This is a genomic window from Hydrogenophaga sp. ANAO-22, from assembly GCF_042466645.1.
GTDB lineage: Bacteria > Pseudomonadota > Gammaproteobacteria > Burkholderiales > Burkholderiaceae_C > Hydrogenophaga.
This window is the reverse complement of sequence record NZ_CP159958.1, coordinates 20,525-43,402: the sequence shown is the minus strand read 5'-3', so window position 1 is coordinate 43,402 and position 22,878 is coordinate 20,525. Positions and strand designations below refer to the sequence as shown.

General features: G+C 65.4%; 24 protein-coding genes and 2 pseudogenes. 5 read left to right on the top strand and 21 right to left on the bottom strand.

Annotated features, from left to right (window positions below):
* Positions 1-8: 8 nt before the first annotated feature.
* The 4 genes from traF to traJ are packed head-to-tail and all read right to left on the bottom strand — an operon-like array spanning position 9 to position 5,101.
* The gene (traF, locus tag ABSY19_RS29145; protein WP_378940807.1) at positions 9-545 is read right to left on the bottom strand and encodes a conjugative transfer signal peptidase TraF; all 537 of its coding nucleotides are present in this window, start codon (positions 543-545) and stop codon (positions 9-11) included.
* On the bottom strand, positions 542-2,455 hold the full coding sequence (locus ABSY19_RS29140; protein ID WP_011222099.1) for a type IV secretory system conjugative DNA transfer family protein: 1,914 nt from the start codon (positions 2,453-2,455) through the stop codon (positions 542-544). Before ABSY19_RS29140 ends, traF begins: the two co-directional genes overlap by 4 nt.
* On the bottom strand, positions 2,452-4,692 hold the full coding sequence (gene traI, locus ABSY19_RS29135; RefSeq protein ID WP_378940810.1) for a TraI/MobA(P) family conjugative relaxase: 2,241 nt from the start codon (positions 4,690-4,692) through the stop codon (positions 2,452-2,454). Before traI ends, ABSY19_RS29140 begins: the two co-directional genes overlap by 4 nt.
* A 34-nt stretch (positions 4,693-4,726) precedes the next feature.
* Positions 4,727-5,101 carry a conjugal transfer transcriptional regulator TraJ gene (traJ, locus tag ABSY19_RS29130; protein WP_000426567.1) on the bottom strand — a complete coding sequence of 125 codons (375 nt, stop codon included), beginning with the start codon at positions 5,099-5,101 and terminating at the stop codon, positions 4,727-4,729.
* 373 nt (positions 5,102-5,474) lie between these two features.
* On the opposite strand from traJ, the gene ABSY19_RS29125 reads away from it, so the two are divergent.
* The 3 genes from ABSY19_RS29125 to ABSY19_RS29115 are packed head-to-tail and all read left to right on the top strand — an operon-like array spanning position 5,475 to position 7,038.
* Positions 5,475-5,873, top strand: coding sequence for a TraK family protein (locus tag ABSY19_RS29125; RefSeq protein WP_001127128.1), 399 nt, complete (start codon positions 5,475-5,477; stop codon positions 5,871-5,873).
* Entirely contained in the window at positions 5,873-6,598 is a 726-nt protein-coding gene (locus ABSY19_RS29120; protein ID WP_001062597.1) for an ArsA-related P-loop ATPase, read from the top strand. The genes ABSY19_RS29125 and ABSY19_RS29120 overlap by 1 nt, the downstream gene beginning before the upstream one ends.
* On the top strand, positions 6,598-7,038 hold the full coding sequence (locus tag ABSY19_RS29115; RefSeq protein ID WP_000718516.1) for a conjugal transfer protein TraM: 441 nt from the start codon (positions 6,598-6,600) through the stop codon (positions 7,036-7,038). The genes ABSY19_RS29120 and ABSY19_RS29115 overlap by 1 nt, the downstream gene beginning before the upstream one ends.
* Positions 7,039-7,242: 204 nt before the next feature.
* On the opposite strand, the gene kfrC is transcribed toward ABSY19_RS29115, so the two are convergent.
* The 13 genes and pseudogenes from kfrC to ABSY19_RS29050 all read right to left on the bottom strand — a co-directional run bounded on the left by kfrC (position 7,243) and on the right by ABSY19_RS29050 (position 15,732).
* Complete coding sequence (kfrC, locus tag ABSY19_RS29110) at positions 7,243-7,896, bottom strand: IncP plasmid survival protein KfrC (protein ID WP_378940733.1); 654 nt, start codon at positions 7,894-7,896, stop codon at positions 7,243-7,245.
* Between the two features lie 28 nt (positions 7,897-7,924).
* The gene (kfrB, locus tag ABSY19_RS29105; protein WP_000664557.1) at positions 7,925-8,272 is read right to left on the bottom strand and encodes an IncP plasmid survival protein KfrB; all 348 of its coding nucleotides are present in this window, start codon (positions 8,270-8,272) and stop codon (positions 7,925-7,927) included.
* A gap of 171 nt (positions 8,273-8,443) precedes the next feature.
* A complete protein-coding gene (locus tag ABSY19_RS29100; RefSeq protein WP_378940735.1) occupies positions 8,444-9,475 on the bottom strand; it encodes a DNA-binding protein in 1,032 nt (343 codons plus the stop codon).
* Between the two features lie 180 nt (positions 9,476-9,655).
* Positions 9,656-10,705 carry a transcriptional repressor gene korB gene (locus ABSY19_RS29095; RefSeq protein ID WP_378940737.1) on the bottom strand — a complete coding sequence of 350 codons (1,050 nt, stop codon included), beginning with the start codon at positions 10,703-10,705 and terminating at the stop codon, positions 9,656-9,658.
* Entirely contained in the window at positions 10,702-11,466 is a 765-nt protein-coding gene (locus ABSY19_RS29090) for a ParA family protein (RefSeq protein WP_011222106.1), read from the bottom strand. Before ABSY19_RS29090 ends, ABSY19_RS29095 begins: the two co-directional genes overlap by 4 nt.
* Positions 11,463-11,764, bottom strand: a pseudogene (locus tag ABSY19_RS29085) (transcriptional regulator KorA). Before ABSY19_RS29085 ends, ABSY19_RS29090 begins: the two are co-directional and overlap by 4 nt.
* 113 nt (positions 11,765-11,877) lie before the next feature.
* Positions 11,878-12,408 carry a DUF2761 domain-containing protein gene (locus ABSY19_RS29080; RefSeq protein WP_378940739.1) on the bottom strand — a complete coding sequence of 177 codons (531 nt, stop codon included), beginning with the start codon at positions 12,406-12,408 and terminating at the stop codon, positions 11,878-11,880.
* A gap of 198 nt (positions 12,409-12,606) precedes the next feature.
* Positions 12,607-12,936, bottom strand: coding sequence for a KleE stable inheritance protein (gene kleE, locus ABSY19_RS29075; RefSeq protein WP_378940741.1), 330 nt, complete (start codon positions 12,934-12,936; stop codon positions 12,607-12,609).
* Positions 12,937-13,080: 144 nt separating this feature from the next.
* Positions 13,081-13,296, bottom strand: a complete 216-nt coding sequence (locus ABSY19_RS29070; RefSeq protein WP_011222109.1) for a DUF2688 domain-containing protein — start codon at positions 13,294-13,296, stop codon at positions 13,081-13,083.
* 58 nt (positions 13,297-13,354) lie between these two features.
* Complete coding sequence (gene kleA, locus ABSY19_RS29065; RefSeq protein WP_378940743.1) at positions 13,355-13,612, bottom strand: stable inheritance protein KleA; 258 nt, start codon at positions 13,610-13,612, stop codon at positions 13,355-13,357.
* 157 nt (positions 13,613-13,769) lie between these two features.
* Positions 13,770-14,027, bottom strand: coding sequence for a transcriptional repressor KorC (gene korC / locus ABSY19_RS29060; protein ID WP_041025163.1), 258 nt, complete (start codon positions 14,025-14,027; stop codon positions 13,770-13,772).
* 16 nt (positions 14,028-14,043) lie between these two features.
* Complete coding sequence (locus ABSY19_RS29055) at positions 14,044-15,252, bottom strand: klcB (RefSeq protein WP_378940745.1); 1,209 nt, start codon at positions 15,250-15,252, stop codon at positions 14,044-14,046.
* Positions 15,253-15,303: 51 nt separating this feature from the next.
* Positions 15,304-15,732 (bottom strand): antirestriction protein, encoded by a 429-nt coding sequence (locus ABSY19_RS29050; protein ID WP_001095942.1) that lies wholly within the window; start codon positions 15,730-15,732, stop codon positions 15,304-15,306.
* 168 nt (positions 15,733-15,900) lie between these two features.
* On the opposite strand from ABSY19_RS29050, the gene ABSY19_RS29045 reads away from it, so the two are divergent.
* Both ABSY19_RS29045 and ABSY19_RS29040 read left to right on the top strand, forming a co-directional pair.
* Complete coding sequence (locus ABSY19_RS29045; protein WP_001260984.1) at positions 15,901-16,170, top strand: type II toxin-antitoxin system ParD family antitoxin; 270 nt, start codon at positions 15,901-15,903, stop codon at positions 16,168-16,170.
* The gene (locus tag ABSY19_RS29040; protein WP_378940748.1) at positions 16,167-16,481 is read left to right on the top strand and encodes a type II toxin-antitoxin system RelE/ParE family toxin; all 315 of its coding nucleotides are present in this window, start codon (positions 16,167-16,169) and stop codon (positions 16,479-16,481) included. Before ABSY19_RS29045 ends, ABSY19_RS29040 begins: the two co-directional genes overlap by 4 nt.
* A 1,020-nt stretch (positions 16,482-17,501) precedes the next feature.
* Here ABSY19_RS29040 and ABSY19_RS29035 read toward each other — a convergent pair.
* The 4 genes and pseudogenes from ABSY19_RS29035 to istA all read right to left on the bottom strand — a co-directional run.
* Positions 17,502-19,469 (bottom strand): annotated as a pseudogene (locus ABSY19_RS29035) (Tn3 family transposase); the annotation flags it as partial.
* A gap of 184 nt (positions 19,470-19,653) precedes the next feature.
* Positions 19,654-19,872: a hypothetical protein gene (locus ABSY19_RS29030; protein WP_305335607.1), complete on the bottom strand. Its 219-nt coding sequence runs from the start codon at positions 19,870-19,872 to the stop codon at positions 19,654-19,656.
* Positions 19,869-20,633, bottom strand: a complete 765-nt coding sequence (gene istB / locus ABSY19_RS29025) for an IS21-like element helper ATPase IstB (RefSeq protein ID WP_304833932.1) — start codon at positions 20,631-20,633, stop codon at positions 19,869-19,871. The genes ABSY19_RS29030 and istB overlap by 4 nt, the downstream gene beginning before the upstream one ends.
* A complete protein-coding gene (gene istA / locus ABSY19_RS29020; RefSeq protein WP_378940750.1) occupies positions 20,620-22,137 on the bottom strand; it encodes an IS21 family transposase in 1,518 nt (505 codons plus the stop codon). Before istA ends, istB begins: the two co-directional genes overlap by 14 nt.
* Between the last annotated feature and the right edge of the window lie 741 nt (positions 22,138-22,878).

The following is a 22,878-nucleotide window of genomic DNA, read 5'->3' as shown; positions in this document are numbered from 1 at the left end:
GTGTCTCCCTACCAGGTGATGACCGGACGGATCACGGTCTTGATTTGCGAACGATTGATCGGGCCGAAGTAGCGGCCGTCGAAGGATGTGGCGCTCACGTCCGACATAAGCAGCACCTCGGAATTGCCGAGGGTGTAGCTGTTGGACTGGTAGCGCGGCAGCGGCCGCCCGGCCTTGTCGGCCTTGATCGGCGCGCTGAGGGGCAGCAGCTCGCCGTTGACGCGCACGCCGTCATCGGCGACGGCCACGGCATCGTCTTTAGCGGCTAAAACGCGCTTCATCATGTAGCCGTAGCCGCCCTCGCAGAAGCCGGCCCCGATGTAGCCCCGCTCTTTGGCGTCATCGAACACGCCGAGCTTCGGCGGGCAGAAGAGGACGTAGGCCCCCTTCTCCACCGGCGCGCTGCTCGTCCAGTACAGGCCGACCGGAATGCTCTTGGTGGTGTTCACGCGGGCACCGGCGGCATAGCCGCCGGCCGCCAGCAGCAGGGCGGCCACGCCCGCGATGGCGACGCCTGCCGCGATGCGTTTCAGGATGCGGCTCATATCGTGATGCCCTCCCCTTCCGTCTCGGCCTGTGCGACGGCGCGCAGGCGGTCGCTGACCTTGGGCGCGGGGATCGCGGCGCGTGCCGAGAACACCGGGTCTTTGAAGTACAGGGGTTGCTTGCCGTAGATCGCCGGGTAGCCCGCGACGTAGATCACCATGTCGCCGGCCTCTTCGATCTCGCCCTGGGCGTTCTTCTTCGGCCCCGGCATGCGCAGGCATTCGTCGGGCGTCAGCAAGGGCCGCTGCACCTCCTGGTAGGTGCGCGACACCTGGCCCAGCATCGCCGCCGTGCGGCGGCCGCTGGTCGTGATCTGCTCTTTCACCACGGTGGTCTGCCCGGTGAGGCGGGACAGGTGTTCCGCCGTCTCGACGCGGTTGGGCGGATAGGCGTTCTGCACGTGGCAGTTCGACGTGATGCTTTCGTCGTGGCCGTAGCCCGTCTCGCGGCTCTTGAGCTGGTTAATGTCCTGGCAGATGAGGTAGCACTTGATGCCGTAGCCGGCCACGAAGGCCAGCGACTCTTGCATGATCTCCAGCTTCCCGAGGCTCGGGAACTCGTCCAGCATCATCAAGAGCCGGTGCTTGTAGTGCGCCACCGGGCGGCCGCCCTCGAAGTCCATCTTGTCGGCCAGCAGGCGCACGATCATGTTCACCATGACGCGCACCAGCGGCCGCAGGCGGGCCTTGTCGTTGGGCTGGGTGACGATGTAGAGGCTTACCGGGTCGTCCTCGTGCATCAACTGCTTGATGCGGAAGTCCGACCGGCTGACGTTGCGGGCCACCACGGGGTCGCGGTACAGGGCCAGGTACGACTTGGCCGTGGACAGCACCGAGCCGGCTTCTTCCTCCGGGCGATCCATCATGTCGCGGGCCGCCGAGCCGATGGCGTGATGGTTCTGGCCGTCTACGTGCCCGTAGGTCGCCATTTCCATCCAAAGCTCGCCAATGTCCCGGTTCGGGTCGGCCAGCATCGCATCGACTGACGGCAGCGTGGCGGTGCCGCCCTCGTCCTTGGCCTTGTACAGCGCGTGCAGGATCACGCCGACCAGGAGCGCAAAGGCGGTTTTCTGCCAGTGCGAGTCCAGGCCCTTGCCGTCCGGGTCAACGATCAGCGTGGCGAGGTTCTGCACGTCGCCCACCTCGTATTCAGTGCCGAGGCGGATTTCGTCCAGCGGGTTCCAGCAGACGCCGCCCGAGGTGCTGGCCGGCTCGAAGCGCAGCACCTTGTTCTTGGCGTGCTTCTGCCGCCAGCCGGCGGTCAAGGCCCACAACTCGCCTTTCAAGTCGGTGATGACGCTGCTCGCGCCCCACGACAGCAGCGTCGGCACCACCAGGCCGACGCCCTTGCCCGAGCGCGTGGGTGCGTAGGTCAGCACGTGCTCGGGGCCGCTGTGCCGCAGGTAGAAGAAATTGCCGTCCTTGTCCTGCCAGCCGCCCACGTACACGCCGGTGGCCGTGGGTGCAGCCTTGCCGGTGACGATCTCCAGGACGTTGCGCTCGCGCGGCAGCAGGCCGGCCGCCTGAATGTCCTTCTTCTCGGCCCAGCGGGCCGAGCCGTGCAGGTACTCGTTCGCCTTCGAGCTGTTGGACGTGACGACCTTCGCCACGGCCACGCCCAGCAGGCCCACGGTCGAAACCAGCATTCCCATGCTGCCGGCCTTCATGATCTCGTCCGGGTACTGGCTGTACCACTTGTACGTCCAGTGCAGGATCGACCAGGGCGCGTACACGTGGCCCACGTTGGGGCCGAGGGTCGCGTGATAGGCGAACGTGTGGGCGAAGAACTGCGTCGCGGCCTGGAGGCCGCCGACCATCGAGGCCGCGCCCAGCACCGGCAGCAGCTTGCTCGGCTTCGGTTTGGCGGTTCGGACTTGCGGCCCTACCGCGTTGTTCATCTTGATCTTCATCTACTCCTTCCTTTCGACGTTTTGATGGAGCCTTTCGCGGTGATCGAGACGGCATCGCCGACCGCGATGCGCGTCAAGCGCCGGGCCGTGGCCTGGTCGATGGGCATAACCATGACCTCTTCACCTCGCTTCAAGAGGGCCAGCGGCTGGCCCTCGACGTTCCGGGTGCCCTGGAACGTAAGGACACCTTCACCGGCAGTATATCGGGAATGCTTCGGTATATCGAAACCTTTTAGGCGCTTCGCCTCGCGCTCGGCGATGTACTTGTCGGCAGCGACGACGCCCGGCGGCGTCTGGCCTACTCCTGTTCCTGGCCGAGAAATTCCCCGTCGCAGTGCGTGATCTGGTTGGGTTCCTTGCTGCTCCACGTGACGAGGAACATCACGCGGCAGTAGCACTTCACTTCCGCCGGCGATGCGAACCACACCGAGTTCGGACAGTGCTCGCAAACGGTGCTGGCTTTGGGGCGGCGGTTTTCTTCCAAGGCGTCCAACGTCGGGCTTCCGGTGGACGTTGGCGGCGTGAATGCCGGCGGCGGCGCGGTCGCCTCGGCCGGCTGCTGGCCGGCCGTCGCCTGCTCGGGCGACGGCTGCGGCTCCGGTAGCGTGCTGGTCGGCAGAGGGCCGCTGTCCAGGGCCGCCAGCGCCGCGTCCAGCTCGTCCTCGATGCTCTGGTCTTTCGGTTCGCTCATGGGTGTTCTCCTTGTTCAAAAGCGCCTGCCGCCGGCTCTCAAGAGCCGGATCGGTGAAGGTGATGGGTAGTTGGGAATCGACGGCGGCGCGGATCATCTGCGCCTTGAACTCCACCGTGCCGTTGACGGTGATGCGGTTGCCGTAGCGTTGCATCGCCAGGCGCAGGGCTTCTTGCAGCCCTTCGCGCGTGGCCTCGCGGGAGACTTGCAGGCGGTCGCCGTCATCGCGCACGGCGCTCATGCCGGCGCGGAAGATGATCGTCCCCTTCTTCGTGATGTTGTCCACCGCCGGCGCGTGGCCGGGCTTCGCCTGGCCCTCGCCCCGGATGGTGTTGCCCTTGAGGCCCTGGGCCGCCTCGCGGGCGCGTAAGGCGGCCAGGGCATCGGCGCTGCCATGCTGTGCCTCCTTCTTGAGCCAGTCGGCCCACGTGCGCCGGCTGTGCTCGGCATAGAGCGCGGTGCGCTCCTGCTGGAACTGTTTGTTGATCGCCTGGATTTCGCTGCGCAGCGCCTTGCTCGCCTGGGCGTACAGCAGCTTCTTGTTCGCGCGCCCCTCGCCAACCACCTTGATCGTTGCGCGGCGCAGGCGGTTCGACCGCTTGGCCGCCTCGATCAGCCGATCCTTGCGATGCCGGGCGCGCTCCAGGGCCTGACCGCGCGCCGTGGTCAAGCTCTGCTGCTCGGCCTTGTACTTCGCGTACAGCTCCACGGTGTTGACGCGGAGACGGATGGGGTCTTTGCGGTACTGCCGCTTCGCGGTGGTTTGCGCCTGCCGTTCGGGCGAAGCCTCGAACGGGCCAAGCCGCGCCTCCAGGCTCGGCTTGGAAAGGTCGCGGGCTACTGTGCTCGCCTTCACCATCGTGCCGTCGCCGGCCTCGAACACGAGGCCATTGGCGCGGACGCGCAACTCCAGGCCGTTTTCGCGCATGACCTGGTGCAGCTCCTGCCAGGACTGCGCGCCCTTGATTTCGTCCAGGCACTCCCGCTTGATCCAGCCGACCAGGCTTTCAACGCCGGCGTGCCGCTCCATGTCGGCGGCCCGGCCCTCCGCGCCGCGCTTGCGCGGCTCGTGGTTGTCGCGCTCCAGGCCGTAGTCGCGCTCCAGGGCCGTGCAGAGTTCCGCCAGCGCCCGGTGCGGGTAGTACGGCTCGTGCATCGTGTGCCGCGTCGGGTGAATCTTGTTGATGGCGATGTGGATGTGCAGGTTGTCGGTGTCGTTGTGGACGGCACTGATTCGCTGATGCTCGCCATAGCCCAGCCCGGCACAAATGCGTTCTTCAATCGCGCGCAGGGTGTCGGCGCCGGGCTGCTCGCCGGCCCGGAAGCTGACGATCAGGTGATAGGTCTTGTCGCCCTTCGCGCGGGTGTTCGTGTGCTGGGTCGCCAGCACTTCCGTGATGGCGTCCTGGATGGAACCGGCCTCGCAGTTCGTCGCCTGCACGTGGCCCAGCCGGTGGTCTTTGCTTTGCGCGTCGGTGATGTAGTTCGCCAGGCCCGCAAAGTCGCTTTTGCCAAGCGAGCGCATCGGCACGTGCTTGGCGATCATGGCCGGCCTCCGGGCTTTTTAGCCGCTAAAAAGCTCAAGGCTCAGCCCTCGGCTGAACCACGGCCTTCATGATCCGGCTCATTTCGTCCTGGGTGGCCTCGATCCGGCCCAGCAGGGCCAGGATGGTCGCCTCGCCGAACTGGAGCGTTCGCACGTCATCGGTCAGCCAGAGCTTGAGCAGGCCACCAAGGCGGCCAAGGTCGCCGTTGACGCGCACCAGCTCGCGCACGTGCTGGTAGTCCATGACGCCCTTGATCTGGTAGCCCTGTCCCACGTCGCGCAGGTAGCGCGCCACGCTGACGCCCGCCCTCTTGGCGTTCGCCTCGATCTCGTCTTTTTCTTCCGGGAACACCGGCACCCGCAGGTGCTGCCGCCGCCGGCGACCGTGTTCCTTCTCGTCGTTCTCCATGCCTCGCCTCGTCTCTCATGCCGGCGGTAGCCGGCTGCCTCGCAGAGCAGGATGACCCGTTGAGCGCCCCCGGCGCGAATAAGGGACAGTGAAGATAGATAACCGGCTCGCCGGTTAGCTAACTTCACACATCCTGCCCGCCTTACGGCGTTAATAACACCAAGGAAAGTCTACACCAGCCACTACGATTTATCCGCAACTATCGCGCTATCAGACCGCAAAAGCAGCAACCGATATAGCGAAACCTGCCACAATGGCCCATAATGCCGCTGTCGAAGCGTGCCAATGCACGCCGATAGCGGACTTTTTGCGTTTGAGTAGCGCCGCCTAGTAGCGTTACATTTGCGATGAGAGGATTAGATGGACGAACACGATGCCAAAGACCTACCCCGAAGAGCTGGCTGAATGGGTGAAGGGACGGGAAGCCAAGAAACCGCGCCAGGACAAGCACGTGGTCGCGTTCCTGGCCGTCAAGAGCGACGTGCAAGCGGCGCTCGATGCGGGCTATGCGATGAAAACGATCTGGGAGCACATGAAGGAAACCGGCCGGCTGCGCTGTCGGTACGAAACCTTCACCCAGCACGTGAAGCGGTACATCAAGGCCGCGCCGGTAGCTTCCCCGCCGCCTCCCGCCACTCCCCCGGACAGCCAGCCCAAGGGCGCGAAGCCCGAGCCGAAGGCCGCCCCGCCGGCCTCGGAATCCAAGAGTGAACCGCCCAAGATCGGCGGCTTCACGTTTGATGCGACTCCAAAGAAAGAGGATTTACTGTAATGGCGAAAATTCACATGGTTCTGCAAGGCAAGGGCGGCGTCGGCAAGTCGATGATCGCGGCCACCATCGCGCAGTACAAAGCCGGCAAGGGACAGAAGCCGCTTTGCATCGACACCGATCCGGTGAACGCGACGTTCGAGGGCTACAAAGCCCTCAACGTGCGCCGGCTCAACATCATGGACGGCGACGAGATCAACACCCGGAATTTCGACGCCCTGGTCGAGATGATCGCGTCGGCCGAGGGCGACGTCATCATCGACAACGGGGCCAGCTCGTTCGTGCCGCTGTCGCATTACCTCATCAGCAACCAGGTGCCGGCGCTGCTCCAGGACATGGGCCACGAACTCGTGGTGCATACGGTCGTCACCGGCGGCCAGGCCCTGGTGGACACGGTGAGCGGCTTCGCCCAGCTCGCCAGCCAGTTTCCGGCCGAATGCCTGTTCGTGGTCTGGCTGAACCCGTATTGGGGGCCAATCGAGCACGAGGGCAAGGGGTTCGAGCAGTTGAAGGCGTACACGGCCAACAAGGGCCGTGTGTCCGCCATCATCCAGATTCCGGCGCTGAAAGAGGAAACCTACGGCCGCGACTTCGCCGAAATGCTCCAAGATCGGCGCACCTTCGATGAGGCCCTGGCCGATTCGGCGCTCACGATCATGACGCGGCAGCGGCTCAAGATCGTGAAAACCCAGCTCTTCGCCCAGCTCGAAAACGCGGCGGTGCTCTGATGGCGGCCGACGACAAGATCGAGGAACTGATACGGGAGATCGCGGCCAAGCACGGCATCGCCGTGGGCCGCGACGATCCGATCTTGATCCTCCAGACCATCAACATGAAGCTGATGCAGGACAGCGCATCGGCGCAGCAGGAAATTCTGGACGCCTTCAAGTCGGAACTGGAGTCCATCGCTCACCGATGGGGTGATGACGCCAAGGGAAAGGCGGAAAGGACGCTCAACGCGGCGTTGGCGGCCAGCAAGGACGCCATGACGCGAGGGATGCAGGAGGGCGCGAAGGCGGCCGCCGAGGCCGTGCGGCGCGAGGTTGAGGCGGTGACGGCGCAGCTCGTCGCGCCGATCCGCGAGGCGCGGCGCGTCGCCATGATGAACATGGTCGCGGCCGGCATGGCGGTCGTGGCCGCCGGCCTGGCCCTTTGGGCCTCGCTGTAGATGGCGATGCGGGATCTCATCGTCAGAACTGGCGATGGTCGACCGGCCCGCCGGCGGCATCGCCAAGTTCGGCGATGCTGGCCAGCTCCCGGCATCGTCGCTTGTGACGATGCTGCAGGATGATCGCCAGGCCCCTCGGCGGGCCTCCCTCGCCAGAAGTGGCGATGCTCGAGAAAAAAGCCCGGCAACCGCCGGGCTTCGTTTTTATGCGGGCCTGGCTGACAGGCCCAAGGACTGCGATCTCCCTGGCCGCTCCTGGACCTGGGATAGCTTGCGCTCCTGCTCCTGCTTGCGCATCAGCAGCTCATGCCGGCGGGCGGCTTCGCGCATGGCATCCCAATCGGAAGCCAGCTCGGGGTTCTCGGCGCGCATCTTGCGCGTCGCCAGCTCTTCGATCTTCGGCGAGTGCAGGCCCATGCCTTCCTTGATCTCGCGGACGGCCTCCAGGCGCGCATGAAGCGTCTGCAAGCGGGCCTGCTGCTGCGCCTGCTGGTTCTGCCAGGCTCGCTTAGAGCCAGGCAAGGACAGTCGGCCAGGCGCGGACGCCTGGGTCTGCTGCAAGCGGGCCTGCTGCCGGTCGATCAGGTTTTCTAGCCTGTCCTCGATGTGCTCCACCTGGTCGTGCTTGGCCTGCACGTAGAGCGCCAGGGTTTCGGGGTAAGACTGCTCGACCGGGGCCGCCTCTAGGGTGGCCTGCTGCTCGATCTCGGCCGCCTGGGCGGCCTCCAGCAAGTCGGCTTCGGTGTCCTCGCGCGAAGCGCCGAAGGCGGCACCGCCGAGGGTGGCCGGCGCGCTGACGCGGGCCGGCTTGGTGGCGCGGCTCTCGGTGCCGCTGCCGGGGATGGTGAGTCGTTTCAAGGGCGTGCCTCCTTTTTAGCCGCTAAAGCTACATGGAGCGCCCCCGCGTCAGTTTCGGGGCCTCTGCGGCGACTGCCGCCTTGCCCTGGGCGTTGTAGCTGATGCTCTTTGCGCTCCCGATTTCAGGTACTTTATCGAAATCTGACCGAGCGTGCATGACAAAGTTCTTGCCGATCTGCTGGTACACGTTGGTGGCGTCGGCATGAACGATCACGCCGGCGTGGGTCTGCTTCTTGTCGGCCGCTTGGGCCGTGTACAGGTTGTAGATGCCGGGCTTCAACGCGCCCGCCTTGTCTACTTTCTGATTCGTCCAAGCGCCGTCCTTTTCGGCCTGAACGATCCGCTGACCGTTCATGACCAAGAGGCGTTCTTTCATCGGGCACTCCTATGGTTGCCGTGGTTCTAAAAAGGGTGATGGTGGCCCCATGCAAGCCGCGCTCCAACAAAAAAGCCGACCTCGGCAAAGCGAGGCCGGCTCCTTCCCTGCGGCCGGGTTGTGCGTTTTGTCAGGGTTCCAGGGTAATTTTAAGGAAAACCAACCGATTTATCAGGTCTTTTTGCGTCCGCCGCTGGCCGGATCGGCCGGCCGGCCTTGCGCCATGACGGTTTCCAGGGCCTCCAGCCGGCCGCGAAGCCCGGCCGCTTCCTCGCGGGCCTGGGCGGCGTCGCGCTTCGCTTGGTCGCGCTCGCCCTGGGCGGCGGTCAGCCGCTCGGCCTGGCGGTGCGCCTCGGCCGCCATCGTCTTGCGCTGCTCCTGGTGGGCCTGCTCGCCCGCCTCGGCCTTGGCCTGCACCTTCACCAGCTCGGCGCGCACCTGGTCGCGCTCGGCGGCGGCCGCCTCGGTGGCCTTCCGCTGCTCGGCCTGAGCGGCGCGCGCCTGGTCGGTCGCCTGGTTCGCCCGCTCCAGGTCGGCACGCAGCTCGCCGGCGCGGCGCTCGATCTCGGCGGTACGGCTGTTCGCGGCCGCCAGGTCGGCCCGCAGGGCCTCCACCTGGTCGGCGCTGGCCGTGGCCCGCTCCTGGGCCTTGTCGCGCTCTGCGCGCGCCTGGCGGGCCTCCTGGTGGGCGTGATCCAGCTCCGTGCGCAGCTCGCCGGCCCTGGCCTCGGCCGTGGCCGCGCGCTCGCTGGTCGCCGCGAGCTTGCCGCGCAGCTCGTCGGCCTCGCCCTTGGCGGCCGCCTCGACGGCCTCCAGGGCCGCGACGCGGGCCTTGGCCTCGTCCAGCTCGCCGGTGAGCTGGTCGGCCAGCTCTGCGGCTTCCTGGCGCGCTGCTTCCGTCTCCTGGCGCACGGCCTCCAGAGCCTCGCGCTCGGCGGCCAGGCGGTTGTTCGCCATTTCCAGCGCCACGGCCCACAAGTCGCCGCCCAGCTCGGCCAGCTTGTCGGTGATCGCCTGCGGTGCCGGCTCGCGGATCGGGGCGGCCTGGCTGGCCTTACGTGCCCGCCACTCGTTCATCGCCTCGCTGATGGTGGTGAAGCTGCCGCTGCCGAGCTGCTTGCGCACATTCGCCAGGGTGGGGTTCTGGCCGGCCGCGTCCAGTTCGTCGGCCACCGCAAATATCTGCTCCTTCGAGATCGCCATGTCGGGCCTCCTTTGGCCGGTTGTATGTTGTAGCGTGTAGCATACTACAACATACAACACTACGCAAGCGGTTTAGCTGAACTTTTTTTAGCGGCTAAAACGCCGGGCGAAAAAAAGCCCCGCTCGATGGCGGGGCGATAGGGTGGGGTCGGTGGTTGGCGATGCCCGGCGCTGGGCGCGTCAGCCCTCCAGCAGCGCGACAAGCTGCACGGTGCCAAGGTCGGCCTCGAACTCCTGGCCGTCATCCTCGTACTTGAGCCAGGCCCAGCCCTCGGCCGGGGGCCGGCGGTTGAGGATCAGCCGTGCCGGCCGGTCGTCGTGCTTGACCTGGATGATGGCCTTCTTGAGCTTGTCGGGGTCGGCCTCCTTCGGCTCCTTCTTCCCCTTGGCGTCATCATCCTGCGGCCCCTGCTCGCCGTCGCCGGCCTCGGCGTCGGTCTTGCCGGTCAGCGCATCGACGGTGTTCGGATCGCGGTCGCCGTCCTCGTGACTGCGCTTGTCCTCCAGGAACTCGCGCAGCAGCTTCACCGAGCCGCGCGTCAGCTCCTGGCTGTCGTCGGCCAGCCAGGCGGCCACCTCGTCGGGGTTCTTCTTGTAGGCCGTCACCAGCTCGTTGATGACAGTCACGTCCTTGCCCCGGCCGGTGTTGAACGCCTCGGCAATGGGTTCGGGCAAGTCCAGCAGCGTGACGTGCTGCGTGACGAAGGCCGGCGACTTGCCGATCTCCTTGGCGATCTCGCCCTTCTTCTTGCCCTTCGCCAGCTCGCGGCCGATGAAGTCGGCGATCTCGCGCGCCGTCAGCTCGTTGCGTTGCAGGTTCTCGATAACCTGGTCGGCCTCGTTGTAGTCGTTGTCGATGAAGGCCGGGATCGTGGTCTTGTGCGCCCACTTCGAGCCGCGATAGCGCCGCGCACCGTGGTTGATGAGGTAGCGCCCCGGTGCGTCCTGGTTCTCGCGCACGCTGATGGGCGACTTCACGCCGCGCGCTTTGATCGTCTCGCCGATCTCCGCGATGCTCTCCGGCGAGAAGCCGGGGTTGTCGGCCGTGCGCGGCTGGTGCGGGTCTTCGTCGATCAGGTCAAGCGGCAGCTCCTGCGGGCCTGCGCCGCCGGCGTTGGCCGCCGGCTGCTCGTTCAGCAGGCCGGCCAGGTCGCCCAGCCCGTCCAGGCCCAGCCCGGACGATTGCGGCTTGTCCTGCTCCTTCTTCTTGGCGTTGGTCTTGGCGCTCATTGCGCGATCTCCATCTTCGTGAACACGTAATCCGCCAGCGCACGCACCTCCTGGGTGGCCTTCCGCGCGGCGGTCTTCTTGATCTTCCACACCGGCATTTGCTCGCCCAGCGCCTCGGCGATGCTGTCACGCGCGCCGATGCTGAACGGCAAGATGAGCTGCGGGTATGCCTGCTGCAACGTCGCCAGGTTGTTGACGTGGCGCGGCTTCCGCGCGTCCACCTTGTTCGGCACCATGCCGAGGAAACGCAGCTTGGGGTTCTGCTTGCGCAGGTTGCTGATGACCGCAACCATCTTCTTCATGCCCTGCAAGCTGTACGCCTCCATTTCGATAGGCGACAGCATGTAGTCGGCCGTCAGCACGGCCGCCGTCATGGCGACGCCAAGGGAGGGGGCCGTGTCGATCAGGCACACGTCGAAGAACTCGCCCAGCGCGGCCACGCTGGCCCGCAGCGCGGCGGCCGCCTGGGACAGCTCCATCTTGTCCAGGTTCGCCAGGTTGGCGTCTGCCGCGATCAGCGCCAGGCTCTCGCCCTCGCGCTTGCCGAACCAATACCGCAGGTCGTCGGTGTTTCCGGTGAACAACTGGCTGGCGAGGTAGCCCGATTGGTAAGCCGACAGCGTGAACGATGCGTTGCCCTGGGTGTCCAGGTCGATCACGGCCACGCGAAGGCCGCGCTCCAGGAAGTCGAATGCCAGGTGGCAGGTGGCGAACGTCTTGCCCTGACCGCCCTTCTGAATTGCCGTGACCAGTGTTTTCATGACTTGGGTTCCTGTTTCCTCTTGGCGTCTGCTTCCCACTTCTTGACGATGAACGCTTGATGCTCCGGCAGTACCGCCGTCACTCGCTCGAAGCCCTCGGGGAGCTGCCCCCCGCTGCCGCCCAAACGCGACTGACCGCCTGCGACACTGCCCCCTTGGTCAGCCCCAGCGAAGTGACAAACTCCGCCTGGGGCCGGCCATCGACCAGCACGCCGCGCGCTATGTCGATGGTCTGCTGCCCGATCTCCAGCCCCTTGATGGCCGTCTGGAATTGGGCTTCGGTTAGCCGTTTCTTCATGGATTGCACCCATAACACTCCACACCCGGTTTGTTGAACAAATGGCGGTGCCAGCCGCCGACCATGTGCAGAAGTTTAGCTAAACCATGCAAAGCCGTCAAGCGTTTTAGCGGCTAAAAATTTGTCCGCGCCTTGTCGATGGCCGCTGCTGTCGCGGCCGTCGCCCGCGCCTGCCGCCAGTGGTCGGAATCCACCGCGCACGCGCAAAGCGTGGCCCCGTCCTGGTCGTAAAACACGGCCGGCCGGCCCTCCACCTTCACCTCGATGCGCAGCGCCTCGGCAGGCAGGCCCAACCCGGCCGCGATGACCGCCAGGGTGGCGCGCTGCAAGGCCAACTCTTCCCCCTTGGCGTCAATGAGCTGTGCCGCATGGGCGGCACTGAGGAAGACCGTCATCAGCGGGCCTACGGTGCGCGTGCGGCCGCTGGCAAAGCACACGTCGAAGGAACCGCCGCCCACGTGCGGATCGACGCCCTCCACGAGACGCCAGGGGTCAAGGCCCCATTCTTCGGATTGCGCGCTGTACCAGTAGGCCGGCGCGTCGCCGTTCAAGTCGCTGTCCGCGTACTCGCGCACCAGAACGGCCACGCGGCCTGTGGTCGGCTCCACGAAACCGGGCGGGTAGGGGCGGGCTGGGCCCTTCATTTCAAGCCCCCGTTCTGAAGCATGAAAACTGACGCCGCCAATAAGCTAAAAAAGATTAGGGTCGATCTGATCCCTATCGCTTTCCACATGGAAGTAGAAATAACCCCTCTCCACCATGCGATGCCAATCCCAAACTGCACAACCAACCAAAGCAGAACAATTACCAATCCGGCCGTTTGGACAAAAATGGTGCTCATATCAAATCCCTTTTGGTTTGAAAATCGAAACGAAGTAGGTGATCGCGGTCAGTGCCGCGAAGTACGCCAGGAACGACCAGCCGGCATACACGCCGGGCGTGTTCCAGTGGTAGAGCATCCGCACGAACTGGAAGAAGGTGATGATCGCCAGCACCCACTTGAGCACCGGCCAGACCAGCACGGTCGCCACCCATACGAACTTGACCAGGCCGGCCACCAGGCCCCGGCCTTCGGCCTTGGGTGCGGCAGGCGCAGCAGCGGGCGCGGCAGGCTGCACCGGCTCGGGAGCCGGCGGCTTGCTGGCCCTGGGGAACTTGACGATGTTGGACATGGCTTGACCCTCCACGCGGTTACGTGTTGAATGCTGGATGCTCCCACTCGGAAGCATGGTTACGGTGTGCCAGCACCAGGCCAAGCGCCCCGGATCACTCCGGGGCGTTCCTCCACCTGGGGCCGTCGAACGTGTTGAATGCCGTCATTGCAGCGTCGCTCCGCTCATGCGTCGCACGGCCGCCGCCAGCAGCATTTCCGTCAGCTCGTTATCTTCCTCCGGCGTGATGCAGCCGCCGCAGATGCTGCCGAACTTCTCGCGGGCATCATCGGCGCCGATGATGCTGTGGCTCAAGGTGCGGATGCTCTTGCCGCAGCGCCGGCAGCACGTCTCGATGATCTCGATCTTGCCTTTGCTCATGGGACTGTTTCCTCTTGGCGTTCCGTGGATGACCCGGCCGAAGCCGGGCCGCCTTCCCTTACCAGCCGACGCTACGCTTAGCCTGCTCGACCGCTTGGCTCGACCATTCGCCCTTGGCGGAACCTTCCAGCGTGAGAGCCGCGAAGTACGCCGATCCCTTCAACACTTCCGCCTCCTTCACGAGCTGCGCCGCTTGCTTCTCCAGCTCGGCCGCCTCGTTCATCTTTGCCTCGATCTCATCGCGGCGTGCTTGGAACTCGGTAGCCTCCACGTTTGGCAGCGCGTCAATCCAGCTCATGATCTTGTTCTTGCTCATCGGAACCTCTCCGGTAATCGACCTGGGCGAAATGCCCGGCCTTCAAGTGCTATATTAGGACAAAATGTCCTATCTTGTCAAGCACTTTAGCTAAACTATTTTCGCTTTACCGTATTCCGATGCAGGCACTTTAGCCGCTAAAACTTCTTCCCTGGCGTCAAACCTCTTTCCAGATCAGCCCGAGGCCGGCGTAGTCGCACAGCAGCGCCCAGGCGGCATAAGGGATCGGGGTGTCCTCGCCCACCCAGCGCCGGATCGTCCGGTCGCCCTTCGGGCCAAGGCCCAGCACCTTTGCGGCCTTCCCGCCGGTGAGGCCGGCCAGGCGCAGCACCTCGCGCACCTCTTCGCCGGTCGGCTGCGCCCACCGCTCGGCTGGCTTCAAGCACTCCAGCCGGATATTCGCGTCGTTCGTCATTCGTTCTTTCTCCTGGTCACGTGATAAGCCGCAGTTGGTCGAAGCCGTAGATCGACTGAATGCAGCTCGGGTCTGAATCCACCACGCGGCGGCCCGCGCGATTGGTCTTGTATGTCACCGGCCGGTCATCGTGCGCCCACACCTGGCGGGTGTCTGGATGCACCTTCACGATGATGACGCGCTTGCCGATCTCCTTGGCGAACACCGGATGGTGGACGCTCACGATCTCGCACCGTTGACCCGGTGCGGGCGTGAACTCCACCAGGTCGGCCGGGACTGCATCGCCATTCCTGGCGGTGCTGCAGGATGCTTCGCCAGCGCCTGGCATCGTCGCTTCTGGCGATACAGGCCCGCCCTCGGCCTGCTCGCCATCGTCAGCTTTGGCGGTGCTGCAGCGCATCGCCGCTTCCGTCGATGCGGGATCGCGCTCGCGGCCCCCGGCCTTTCCCTTGGCGTTCGACCTGGCGGCCCTGGCCGCCTTGACCTTGCCCGCCGCGTCGGCCGCCCAGCGCCGCGCGATGAACGCCTTGTGCGCGGGCAGCACTACATCGACCAGGACGAAGCCCGGCGGAATCGTCACGGTCGCCGGCTCGCGCCGCGCCGGCGGCACCAGGCCGGCCAGCCAGTCGGGCAGGGGAGCGTCGGCCAGGCGGTCGCGGTAGCTCGCCTCGATCAGCACCGGGCGCTTCTTCTCGGCCAGCATGGCCGCCAGGATGCCGCGCGCAACCTCGTCCACGGTCATGCAGCCCCGTGCCGTGTCGAAGTGCGAGCGATAGCCCGTCGCCGAGATAAACGGCCCGTCCAGGTCAACCGCGTGGAACTGGAAGTGCGCGTTGAGCGGCCCGCCATAGCCGGCCTCGTACTCCACCAGGGCGCGCATGTCGCCCGTCACGGCCAGGAACTGGCCGCGCTGGCCCCACAAGGGCACCTCGCCCGGCACCGCCGCGCAATGCCGCTCGATGACGCGGCCGGCGGCCTCGTCGTCGGCCATGCACCCGAAGTTCGTGCCGCCGTTCAGCTTCCAGATGATCGCCTCGTATCGTTCGCCGGCCAGCTCGGCCGCCGCGCCGTCGCCGCGCATGACAGCGGCGTCGATCTCCACCACGGCCGCAACGGCCGCAGCCAGCAGACCGTTGCGGTCTGCCGGCAGCTCGGCCAGCAGCTCGGCCGCCGGCGCGCTCCAGTCCTGGCCCGCCTGGGCCGGTTGCTTCGTTCGCTTCGCCATCGCTTGACGTGCTCCTGGTGCAGCCCCGGCCGAAGCCGGGGCCGCCCCTCATCAGTCAATAGCCCGGTAGATCGCAGCGGCCTCGGGGTGGCCGGCCGCGAAGCCGCGCAGGAAGTGATAGCGGTCGATCAGGGCGTCGGCCGCGTCCGTGCCGGCGATCTCGGCCGCGAGCTGGCCGAGCGCGAACAGGGTTGCGACAATGCCGGCGGCGTCGGCCGACAGTTCGCCCCGGAAGCCGTTGCCGTCTACCTCGATCTCCAGGCGCTCGGCCAGGTCGGGGGCCAGGTAGAAACCGCCGTCCGACAGGGTGTAGTAGTGCCAATACGCGCCGTTGTAGCGCTCGCAGAGCCGGCGCAGCCAGGCGTACACAAGGGCCTCGCCGCGCATCATCAGGCGCGGGCCGAAGTAGGTGGGCAGGAAGTCGAGGCGCTGGGCCTCGGCGACCAGGGAAGCGGTGACGGGTTGGTCTTGGGTGTTCATCGGAACTCTCCGGTAGTTGACCTGGGCGACATGCCCGGCCTTCAAGACGTATATTAGGACAAAATGTCCTAACCTGTCAAGCACTTTAGCTAAACTTTAGCCGCTAAACTGGACTTCGCCCCCTTGGAGTGATAGGATTGAATCCTATTGAACCGACTGGAGGCCGCCATGCGAACCACCCAACAACTGAGCATCACCCTGCCGAACGACATGGCCGACGTGGTGAAAACGAAAGTCAAGACCGGGGAGTACGCGAGCGAAAGCGAGGTCATCCGCGACGGCCTGCGTGCGCTACTCGCGCGTGATCGCGCCGTCGAGTCCTGGCTTCACAACCAGGTCGGCCCGGCGTATGACGCCCTGAAAGCCGATCCCTCCCGAGCCGTCACCGCCGACCAGGTGCGCGCCCGCCTGGCCGCCGAGCATGCGAAGGCGCAATGAGCTACACGGTCGTCTTCTCGCCCGAGGCCGAAGAGCAGCTTGCCGAGCTGTACCGCTACATCGCGGCGGCGGCGTCGCCTGACGTTGCCGCTCGCTACACCGAGGCAATCGTCTCCTACTGCGAGAGCCTGCGCACGTTCCCGCTGCGCGGCACCATGCGCGACGATGTGCGGCCTGGCCTGCGCATCACGAACTACCGCAAGCGCGCCGTGATCGCCTTCGACGTGGCCGGCGATCTGGTTTCCATCATCGGCGTGTTCTACGGCGGGCAAGACTACGAGTCGATCCTGCACGACGACGCGGACGACTGAATTTCCTGGGCTTCTTGACACTTGAGGGGCGCATTCACGTCCCTGGCCTGGCCGGCCGACCCCTTCCTTGGCGTTCAAACTTGCGGCCTTCGAGCCGGCGCTGTCGTCTGCCAGGGCTACGGCGCTGGAGTCACAGCGGCCTTGACAGTTGGGGAGTCCAGAGGGGGCCTTGGCCCCCTTTGGAAGAGCACGAACTTCTGCCAGGCGCTTGCGCCTGGCTATGGTCAGTCGTAGCGCCGTAGGCGCTCCATTCTTGGGGTGAAGGCCGCAGGCCGAGGGGCAACGCCCCTGGGGGATGGGAGGCCGCTTTAGCGGCCGGGTGGGATCGAGAAGGGGGGGCACCCCCCTTCGGCGGCCGGTCATTCTGCGCGACACCTTGGGCCGGTTTGCCGCTTTTTTCGACACCCGGTTATAACTACCAGGTTTAATATAACGGTTATGAAGGGTTAAAAGCCGGTTAGCTTGACCGGAAAACGCGCGCAAACCGTTGATACGCCAAGGAAAAGGCTCGAAGGGCCGCCCCTCAAGTGTCAATGGACAAGCCCCTCAAGGGTCAATAGTCTGCCCGCCAAGTGTCAAGGTTCGCGCCCCTCATCTGTCAGCACCCCCGCCCCTCAAGTGTCAGCACGGTAGGGGCCTTGCCAACAGGCTTATCCACAACTTCTGTGGATAAAGCCTGCCGGATCAAGCGCATAGGCGGCCTCGACGGCGGCCGGCGCAGCTCCGGGCGGCCGATTTCGAGGCCGGCCCCTCATCTGTCAGCATCGCGCCGGGGTGCGCTGCCCCCCAAGTGTCAAGAAACGCCCCTCAACTGTCACCGGCCGGCGTTTTGTCCCCAAACGATCCACAAGCCCGGCCAGACGGCGCAGGCCCGCCAAGGCCCCGAGAAGGGGCCAGGAAGGCCCGCCAGGGCCTCGTAGCCCAGCGGCGAGGGCCACCGGCCCGGTGAGCGTCGGGAAGGCGCTGGAAGCCCGCCAGGGGCGAGACGGGGTCGCCTCAGAAAACGGAAAATAAAGCACGCTAAGCCGGTTGCAACGGTCGTAACGGCCTGAACTTGCCCGCGCCGATCTTGGCGCTGCTGCGCCAGAGGTAATCGCCGGTCAGGTTGATGTGTTCCCAGCCGAGCGGCGACAGGTACTGCAACAGCGCATCATCGACGGCATGGCCGTTGCCACGCAGCGCATGCGCTGCCCGCTCCAGGTAAACCGTGTTCCACAGCACGACAGCCGCTGTCACCAGGTTGAGGCCGCTGGCACGGTAGCGCTGCTGCTCGAAGCTGCGGTCGCGGATTTCGCCCAGCCGGTTGAAGAACACGGCGCGGGCCAGCGCGTTGCGCGCTTCGCCCTTGTTCAGCCCGGCATGCACGCGGCGGCGCAGTTCCACGCTTTGCAGCCAGTCGAGGATGAACAGCGTGCGCTCGATGCGGCCCAGCTCGCGCAGGGCCACGGCCAGACCGTTCTGACGCGGGTAACTGCTGAGCTTCCTGAGCATCAGCGAGGCCGTCACCGTGCCCTGCTTGATTGAGGTGGCCAGCCGCAGGATTTCGTCCCAGTGGGCACGAATAGCCTTGATGTTCAGCTTGTCGCTGCTAATCATCGGTTTGAGCGCGTCGTAACTGGCTTCGCCCTTGGGGATGAACAGCTTGGTATCACCCAGGTCGCGGATGCGCGGCGCAAAGCGGAAGCCCAGCAGATGCATGAGGGCAAAGACGTGATCGGTGAAACCCGCCGTGTCGGTGTAGTGCTCCTCGATACGCAGGTCGGACTCGTGGTACAGCAGGCCGTCGAGCACATAGGTCGAGTCGCGCACGCCGACGTTGACTACCTTGGTGTGGAACGGCGCGTACTGGTCGGATATATGGGTGTAGAAGGTTCGCCCAGGGCTGCTGCCATATTTCGGGTTGATGTGGCCGGTACTTTCGGCCTTGCTCCCGGTTCGGAAGTTCTGGCCGTCCGACGATGACGTGGTGCCGTCGCCCCAGTGTTCGGCGAAGGGATGTCGGAATTGGGCGTTCACCAATTCAGCCAGCGCTGTCGAATAGGTTTCGTCGCGGGTATGCCAGGCTTGCAGCCAGGCGAGCTTGGCGTAGGTCGTGCCGGGGCAGGACTCGGCCATCTTGGTCAGGCCCAGGTTGATCGCGTCGGCTAGGATGGTGGTCAACAGCAGGTTTTTGTCCTTGGCCAGGTCGCCCGATTTCAGGTGCGTGAAATGGCGGGTGAAGTCCGTCCACTCATCGACTTCGAGCAGCAGTTCGGTGATCTTGACGTGTGGCAGGATCATGGCTGTCTGGTCGATCAGCGCCTGCGCGATGTCGGGCACCGCCGCATCCAGCGGCGTGATCTTCAGGCCCGATTCGGTGATGATCGCATCCGGCAGGTCGTTCGCCGCTGCCATGCGGTTGACCGTGGCAAGCTGCGCTTCCAGCAGCGTCAGCCGGTCGTGCAGGTACTGGTCGCAGTCGGTGGCCACGGCCAGCGGCAATTCGCTGGACTGCTTGAGGCTGGCGAATTTCGCGGGCGGCACCAGGTAGTCATCGAAGTCCTTGAACTGGCGCGACCCCTGCACCCAGATGTCGCCCGAGCGCAGCGCGTTCTTCAGCTCCGACAGCGCGCACAGCTCATAGTAGCGCCGGTCGATGCCGGAGTCGGTCATGACCAACTTCTGCCAGCGTGGCTTGATGAAGTCGGTCGGGGCATCGACGGGCACCTTGCGGGCGTTGTCGGCGTTCATACCGCGCAGCACCTCGATGGCATCAAGCACATTTTTGGCGGCGGGCGCGGCCCGCAGCTTGAGTACGTCGAGGAATTCCGGCGCGTAGCGGCGCAAGGTGGCATAGCTCTCGCCGATGCGGTGTAGAAAATCGAAGTCATCGGGCTGCGCGAGCTTTTGCGCCTCGGTGACGCTTTCGGCGAAAGCGTCCCAGGACATGACAGACTCGATGGCGGCGAACGGATCACATCCAGATTGCTTGGCGTCGATCAGCGCCTGGTGTTAGCGGCGGTCTAAACCCGCGTAAATCTGGCGGCGGCAAATGGTGGCGGAATATGGTGACGGAATCCGGTGGTCATTTGTGGCGGCGGATTCTGGTGGCGGCTTTCGGTGCTGAGTGCGCCACCAACAGCAAGGGCCCCGTCAGGGGCCCTTGCTGTTGGCGTGGGAGATTCGTCGTTGTTCAGAACGGCAACTCCGGGTCAAAGTCATCCAGCGATTCACTGGTCACGCGCTGCTCGCGCAGCAGGTTCTGGATGACCCGGCCGTAGTGGGTCCAGACACGATCACGCAGATCATCAAGCAACTCCATCACCGCCAAGGCCTGCTCTGGTGTCCAGGTGTCGTCCACCGTGAAGGGCAGCCCACGGCGCAGTCCTGAAGGCGGGTGCCACGGCTTCATGCCGCCTCCTTCGACGGTTTGCGCTTTGCGGTGCGCGCCCTGGCGCGTTCTTGTGCCTCCTTGTGCCGGTACGACTGACCCTTGATACCGACAATTTCGGCGTGGTGGACCAGGCGGTCCACGAGTGCGACCACGCAGGCCGCGTTGGGGAACACTTCACCCCACTCGGCAAACGATTTGTTCGTGGTGATCAGCGTGCTCTTGTGCTCGTGGCGCCGGCTGATCAACTCGAACAGCAGATCGGCATAGCGGCTGGAATACGACAGATACCCGACCTCATCAATGGCCAGGAGCTCTGGCCTGGCGTAGTGGCGCAGCCGGGTGCGCAGTGCCGAATCGCTGTCCAGACTGGCCAGCTCGCCCAGCAGCTTGCCCGCGGTGGTGAACACGACGGTGTGTCCCTGCAACACCGCCTGGTGCGCAATGTTCTGCGCGATCGTGGTCTTGCCGACCCCGGAGGGCCCCACCAGGATGGCGTTGCTGGCGTTTTGCAGGAACTGCAGCGTCATCAGCTCGCTCACGCTGGCCTGGTCAATCTGCTCGGGCCAGCGCCAGTCGTAATCCACCAAGGGCTTGAAGCGCCCGATGCGCGCACTGTGCAGGCGCCGCTCCATGGATCGGCGGGTTCTCTCCTGCTCTTCCCAGTCCAGCAATGTGCCCACCCAGGGTTCGGTGCAGCAGGCACTCCAGTTGGCCAGCACCCCGTGCAGTTGCAACGCCTGGGCGCGGTGTTTGAGTGTGGCCGAATCAGTTGCTGGCATCGTCACTCTCCTGTGTGAGACGGTCATAGCCGTCCAGGCTGTGGGGGCGCACGGCGATGTCGCGCGCGCGCACCTGCGCGGACAGGGCCACGCCCAGCGGTGGCGGGGTTTGCTGCTGGCGCTGGCGTTGGCGTTGGCGTTGGTGTTGCAGCGCCAGACGAACCGCATGGGGGTGCGGTACACCGCGGCTTATGGCATCGGCGACGGCGGCCGTCATCTGCGTGCGTCCATGCACATCCAGGAGTTCCTGCAACTCACGGGCGATGCGCCCCAGCGGCTCGCCCCGCTTGGCCGCCTCTGTCAGCAAGTCCTGCACCTGAGGCAGCGCGTGCACCAGGCGGTCCGTGTCGCGATGGGCTCGCGCGGCTCGCTTGTGCTGCACCAGTTCCTGCACATGGGCCTCGATCTCGATCTGCTGAGCCTTGTCCCAGCAACGCGGGTGCGTGGCCAGTGCCTGCTGGCCGTCCAGAATACGCACCTCATGCAGGCTGGCGTGCACGCTCAGGCTGCGCTGTACGTGGGTGTGGGGGATGGAATAGTCGTTCAGGTCAAAGCGAACATAGGGTGTCTTGGCCGCTGTCACGCCGCGGATCTCATCGCAACAAAACGGTGTGACCGGGATGTCCATCAGGTGCGCCTTCTCTTGGTCAAAGGCCTGCTGCACCGACAGCTGGGAATCCTCGGGGCAGCGCCGAGCGCTGGCTGCCCCGTTCACCCAGGCATCGGCCTGGGCATTGAGATCGTCGAGGCCGTCAAAGGTGCGTCCCTCGAAGAAGGCCGTGCGGATGTAGCGGATGGCCCGCTCCACGCGTCCCTTCTCATTGCCCCGGGCCGGGGCCACGGGCCTGGCCTCGAAGCGGTAATGCGCCGAGAGTGCCAGCAAGGTGGGATTGAAGCGGATGGCCGGCCCCCTGCGTTCGAGCACCGCGCTCTTGAGGTTGTCGTACAAGACGACCCTGGGAACGGACTCCCAGGATTCAAAGGCCTGGACGTGGCCGCGCAGGAAGTTCTCCATGTGCGCGCCCAGGAAGAAGCGCAGGAAGATGCGTCTGGACCAGGACAGGACCATCACAAAGGCCATCAGGGGTCGCCTGGCTTGCCCGATCTGGATGTGGCCGAAGTGGCCCCAGTCGCATTGCCCCTGTTCACCGGGCAAGGTGCGCAGGCGCAAGTAGGCCTGTGCTGGGGGGCGTGGACGGTGCCTGGCGACGATGTGGCGAAAGTGGTCGGGGCGTCCCTCGTAACCGCGCTCGGCGACCATGGTGTGCAACCGGCTGGCCGTGAGGTTGGGGAACTGCTTCAGGGTCTCTTCAATAAAGGGCAGGTAGGGGCTCACGCCCGAGGTGCGTTGTGCGGGCACTATGGGGGCGGCGCCGGCCTGGGTGAGCACGCGCATGACGGTCTCGCGGTGCACGCCCAGCTGGGACGAGATCGTTCCCACCGGCCAGTGCTCGGCGTGGTGGTAGCGCAGGATCTGCGCCGTGAGTTCAGGTGAAATGGCCATGTGAGTCGGTACTCCATACGGATGGTTTCGATGGGCGACGAAAGCGGCAACGCAAATAGTCCAGGCGTACAAAATTCGAGACCGAACGGCCGCAAAAGAGGCATTGGCAGCGTTGACTTGCGTCCGGGATCAGAGCGGTTGTTTCGCCGGGTGGGAGTACATCAGCGCAGGGCGGTGGTGGGCTACCCTGATGCGTCACTGTTTGCTGGCGCGCCCTCCATTGCCCCTGGCGTCTGGCGTGAGCGTGACGGCCCTTGCGGCTGTCCTGGTAGCGTTTGCCGGCTGCGCGCTGGGCGCCACTTCTGGCCTGGTGCGAGCAGGCCGCGCTGCAGTAGCGCTGGCCGCGGTCGCAGTGGCTGCAGATGAGCACAGGGCAGCGGCACAGGGCGCACACAAAGCGTCTGGGCGGTGGTGACGGCGCGGGCTGGGCAGTGGGCATGGACGCTCCATTCCCATGCGTGGGCCCACGCTGCTGGACAGCCACGCCCGCTTCGTGAAATACTGACAGCGGCAACGGCGCCCTCCAAAGCGGGGGGTCTCGGGGCGCGACAGTGGGTTTACCGGAAATTTACTGTCACTGTCGCGCCTGCTTCTTACACAGGTAGGCGATATGTAACGCAAAAGACCAGCGCTGCGCCATACCCCTGCGCTGGCTCACTCCCGCCATCCCACGGCCACAGCAGGCACGCCCCCCGGCACACCTCAGTGCCCTGCAGAACGGGCACCCCCCATTCAACTCAA

What these genes read in the sequence shown, in the direction of transcription:
- traF (WP_378940807.1), bottom strand. Translation starts at nt 545, where the DNA reads ATGAGCCGCATCCTGAAACGCATCGCGGCAGGCGTCGCCATCGCGGGC.
- ABSY19_RS29140 (WP_011222099.1), bottom strand. Translation starts at nt 2,455, where the DNA reads ATGAAGATCAAGATGAACAACGCGGTAGGGCCGCAAGTCCGAACCGCC.
- traI (WP_378940810.1), bottom strand. Translation starts at nt 4,692, where the DNA reads ATGATCGCCAAGCACGTGCCGATGCGCTCGCTTGGCAAAAGCGACTTT.
- traJ (WP_000426567.1), bottom strand. Translation starts at nt 5,101, where the DNA reads ATGGAGAACGACGAGAAGGAACACGGTCGCCGGCGGCGGCAGCACCTG.
- ABSY19_RS29125 (WP_001127128.1), top strand. Translation starts at nt 5,475, where the DNA reads ATGCCAAAGACCTACCCCGAAGAGCTGGCTGAATGGGTGAAGGGACGG.
- ABSY19_RS29120 (WP_001062597.1), top strand. Translation starts at nt 5,873, where the DNA reads ATGGCGAAAATTCACATGGTTCTGCAAGGCAAGGGCGGCGTCGGCAAG.
- ABSY19_RS29115 (WP_000718516.1), top strand. Translation starts at nt 6,598, where the DNA reads ATGGCGGCCGACGACAAGATCGAGGAACTGATACGGGAGATCGCGGCC.
- kfrB (WP_000664557.1), bottom strand. Translation starts at nt 8,272, where the DNA reads ATGAAAGAACGCCTCTTGGTCATGAACGGTCAGCGGATCGTTCAGGCC.
- ABSY19_RS29100 (WP_378940735.1), bottom strand. Translation starts at nt 9,475, where the DNA reads ATGGCGATCTCGAAGGAGCAGATATTTGCGGTGGCCGACGAACTGGAC.
- ABSY19_RS29095 (WP_378940737.1), bottom strand. Translation starts at nt 10,705, where the DNA reads ATGAGCGCCAAGACCAACGCCAAGAAGAAGGAGCAGGACAAGCCGCAA.
- ABSY19_RS29090 (WP_011222106.1), bottom strand. Translation starts at nt 11,466, where the DNA reads ATGAAAACACTGGTCACGGCAATTCAGAAGGGCGGTCAGGGCAAGACG.
- ABSY19_RS29080 (WP_378940739.1), bottom strand. Translation starts at nt 12,408, where the DNA reads ATGAAGGGCCCAGCCCGCCCCTACCCGCCCGGTTTCGTGGAGCCGACC.
- kleE (WP_378940741.1), bottom strand. Translation starts at nt 12,936, where the DNA reads ATGTCCAACATCGTCAAGTTCCCCAGGGCCAGCAAGCCGCCGGCTCCC.
- ABSY19_RS29070 (WP_011222109.1), bottom strand. Translation starts at nt 13,296, where the DNA reads ATGAGCAAAGGCAAGATCGAGATCATCGAGACGTGCTGCCGGCGCTGC.
- kleA (WP_378940743.1), bottom strand. Translation starts at nt 13,612, where the DNA reads ATGAGCAAGAACAAGATCATGAGCTGGATTGACGCGCTGCCAAACGTG.
- korC (WP_041025163.1), bottom strand. Translation starts at nt 14,027, where the DNA reads ATGACGAACGACGCGAATATCCGGCTGGAGTGCTTGAAGCCAGCCGAG.
- ABSY19_RS29055 (WP_378940745.1), bottom strand. Translation starts at nt 15,252, where the DNA reads ATGGCGAAGCGAACGAAGCAACCGGCCCAGGCGGGCCAGGACTGGAGC.
- ABSY19_RS29050 (WP_001095942.1), bottom strand. Translation starts at nt 15,732, where the DNA reads ATGAACACCCAAGACCAACCCGTCACCGCTTCCCTGGTCGCCGAGGCC.
- ABSY19_RS29045 (WP_001260984.1), top strand. Translation starts at nt 15,901, where the DNA reads ATGCGAACCACCCAACAACTGAGCATCACCCTGCCGAACGACATGGCC.
- ABSY19_RS29040 (WP_378940748.1), top strand. Translation starts at nt 16,167, where the DNA reads ATGAGCTACACGGTCGTCTTCTCGCCCGAGGCCGAAGAGCAGCTTGCC.
- ABSY19_RS29030 (WP_305335607.1), bottom strand. Translation starts at nt 19,872, where the DNA reads ATGAAGCCGTGGCACCCGCCTTCAGGACTGCGCCGTGGGCTGCCCTTC.
- istB (WP_304833932.1), bottom strand. Translation starts at nt 20,633, where the DNA reads ATGCCAGCAACTGATTCGGCCACACTCAAACACCGCGCCCAGGCGTTG.
- istA (WP_378940750.1), bottom strand. Translation starts at nt 22,137, where the DNA reads ATGGCCATTTCACCTGAACTCACGGCGCAGATCCTGCGCTACCACCAC.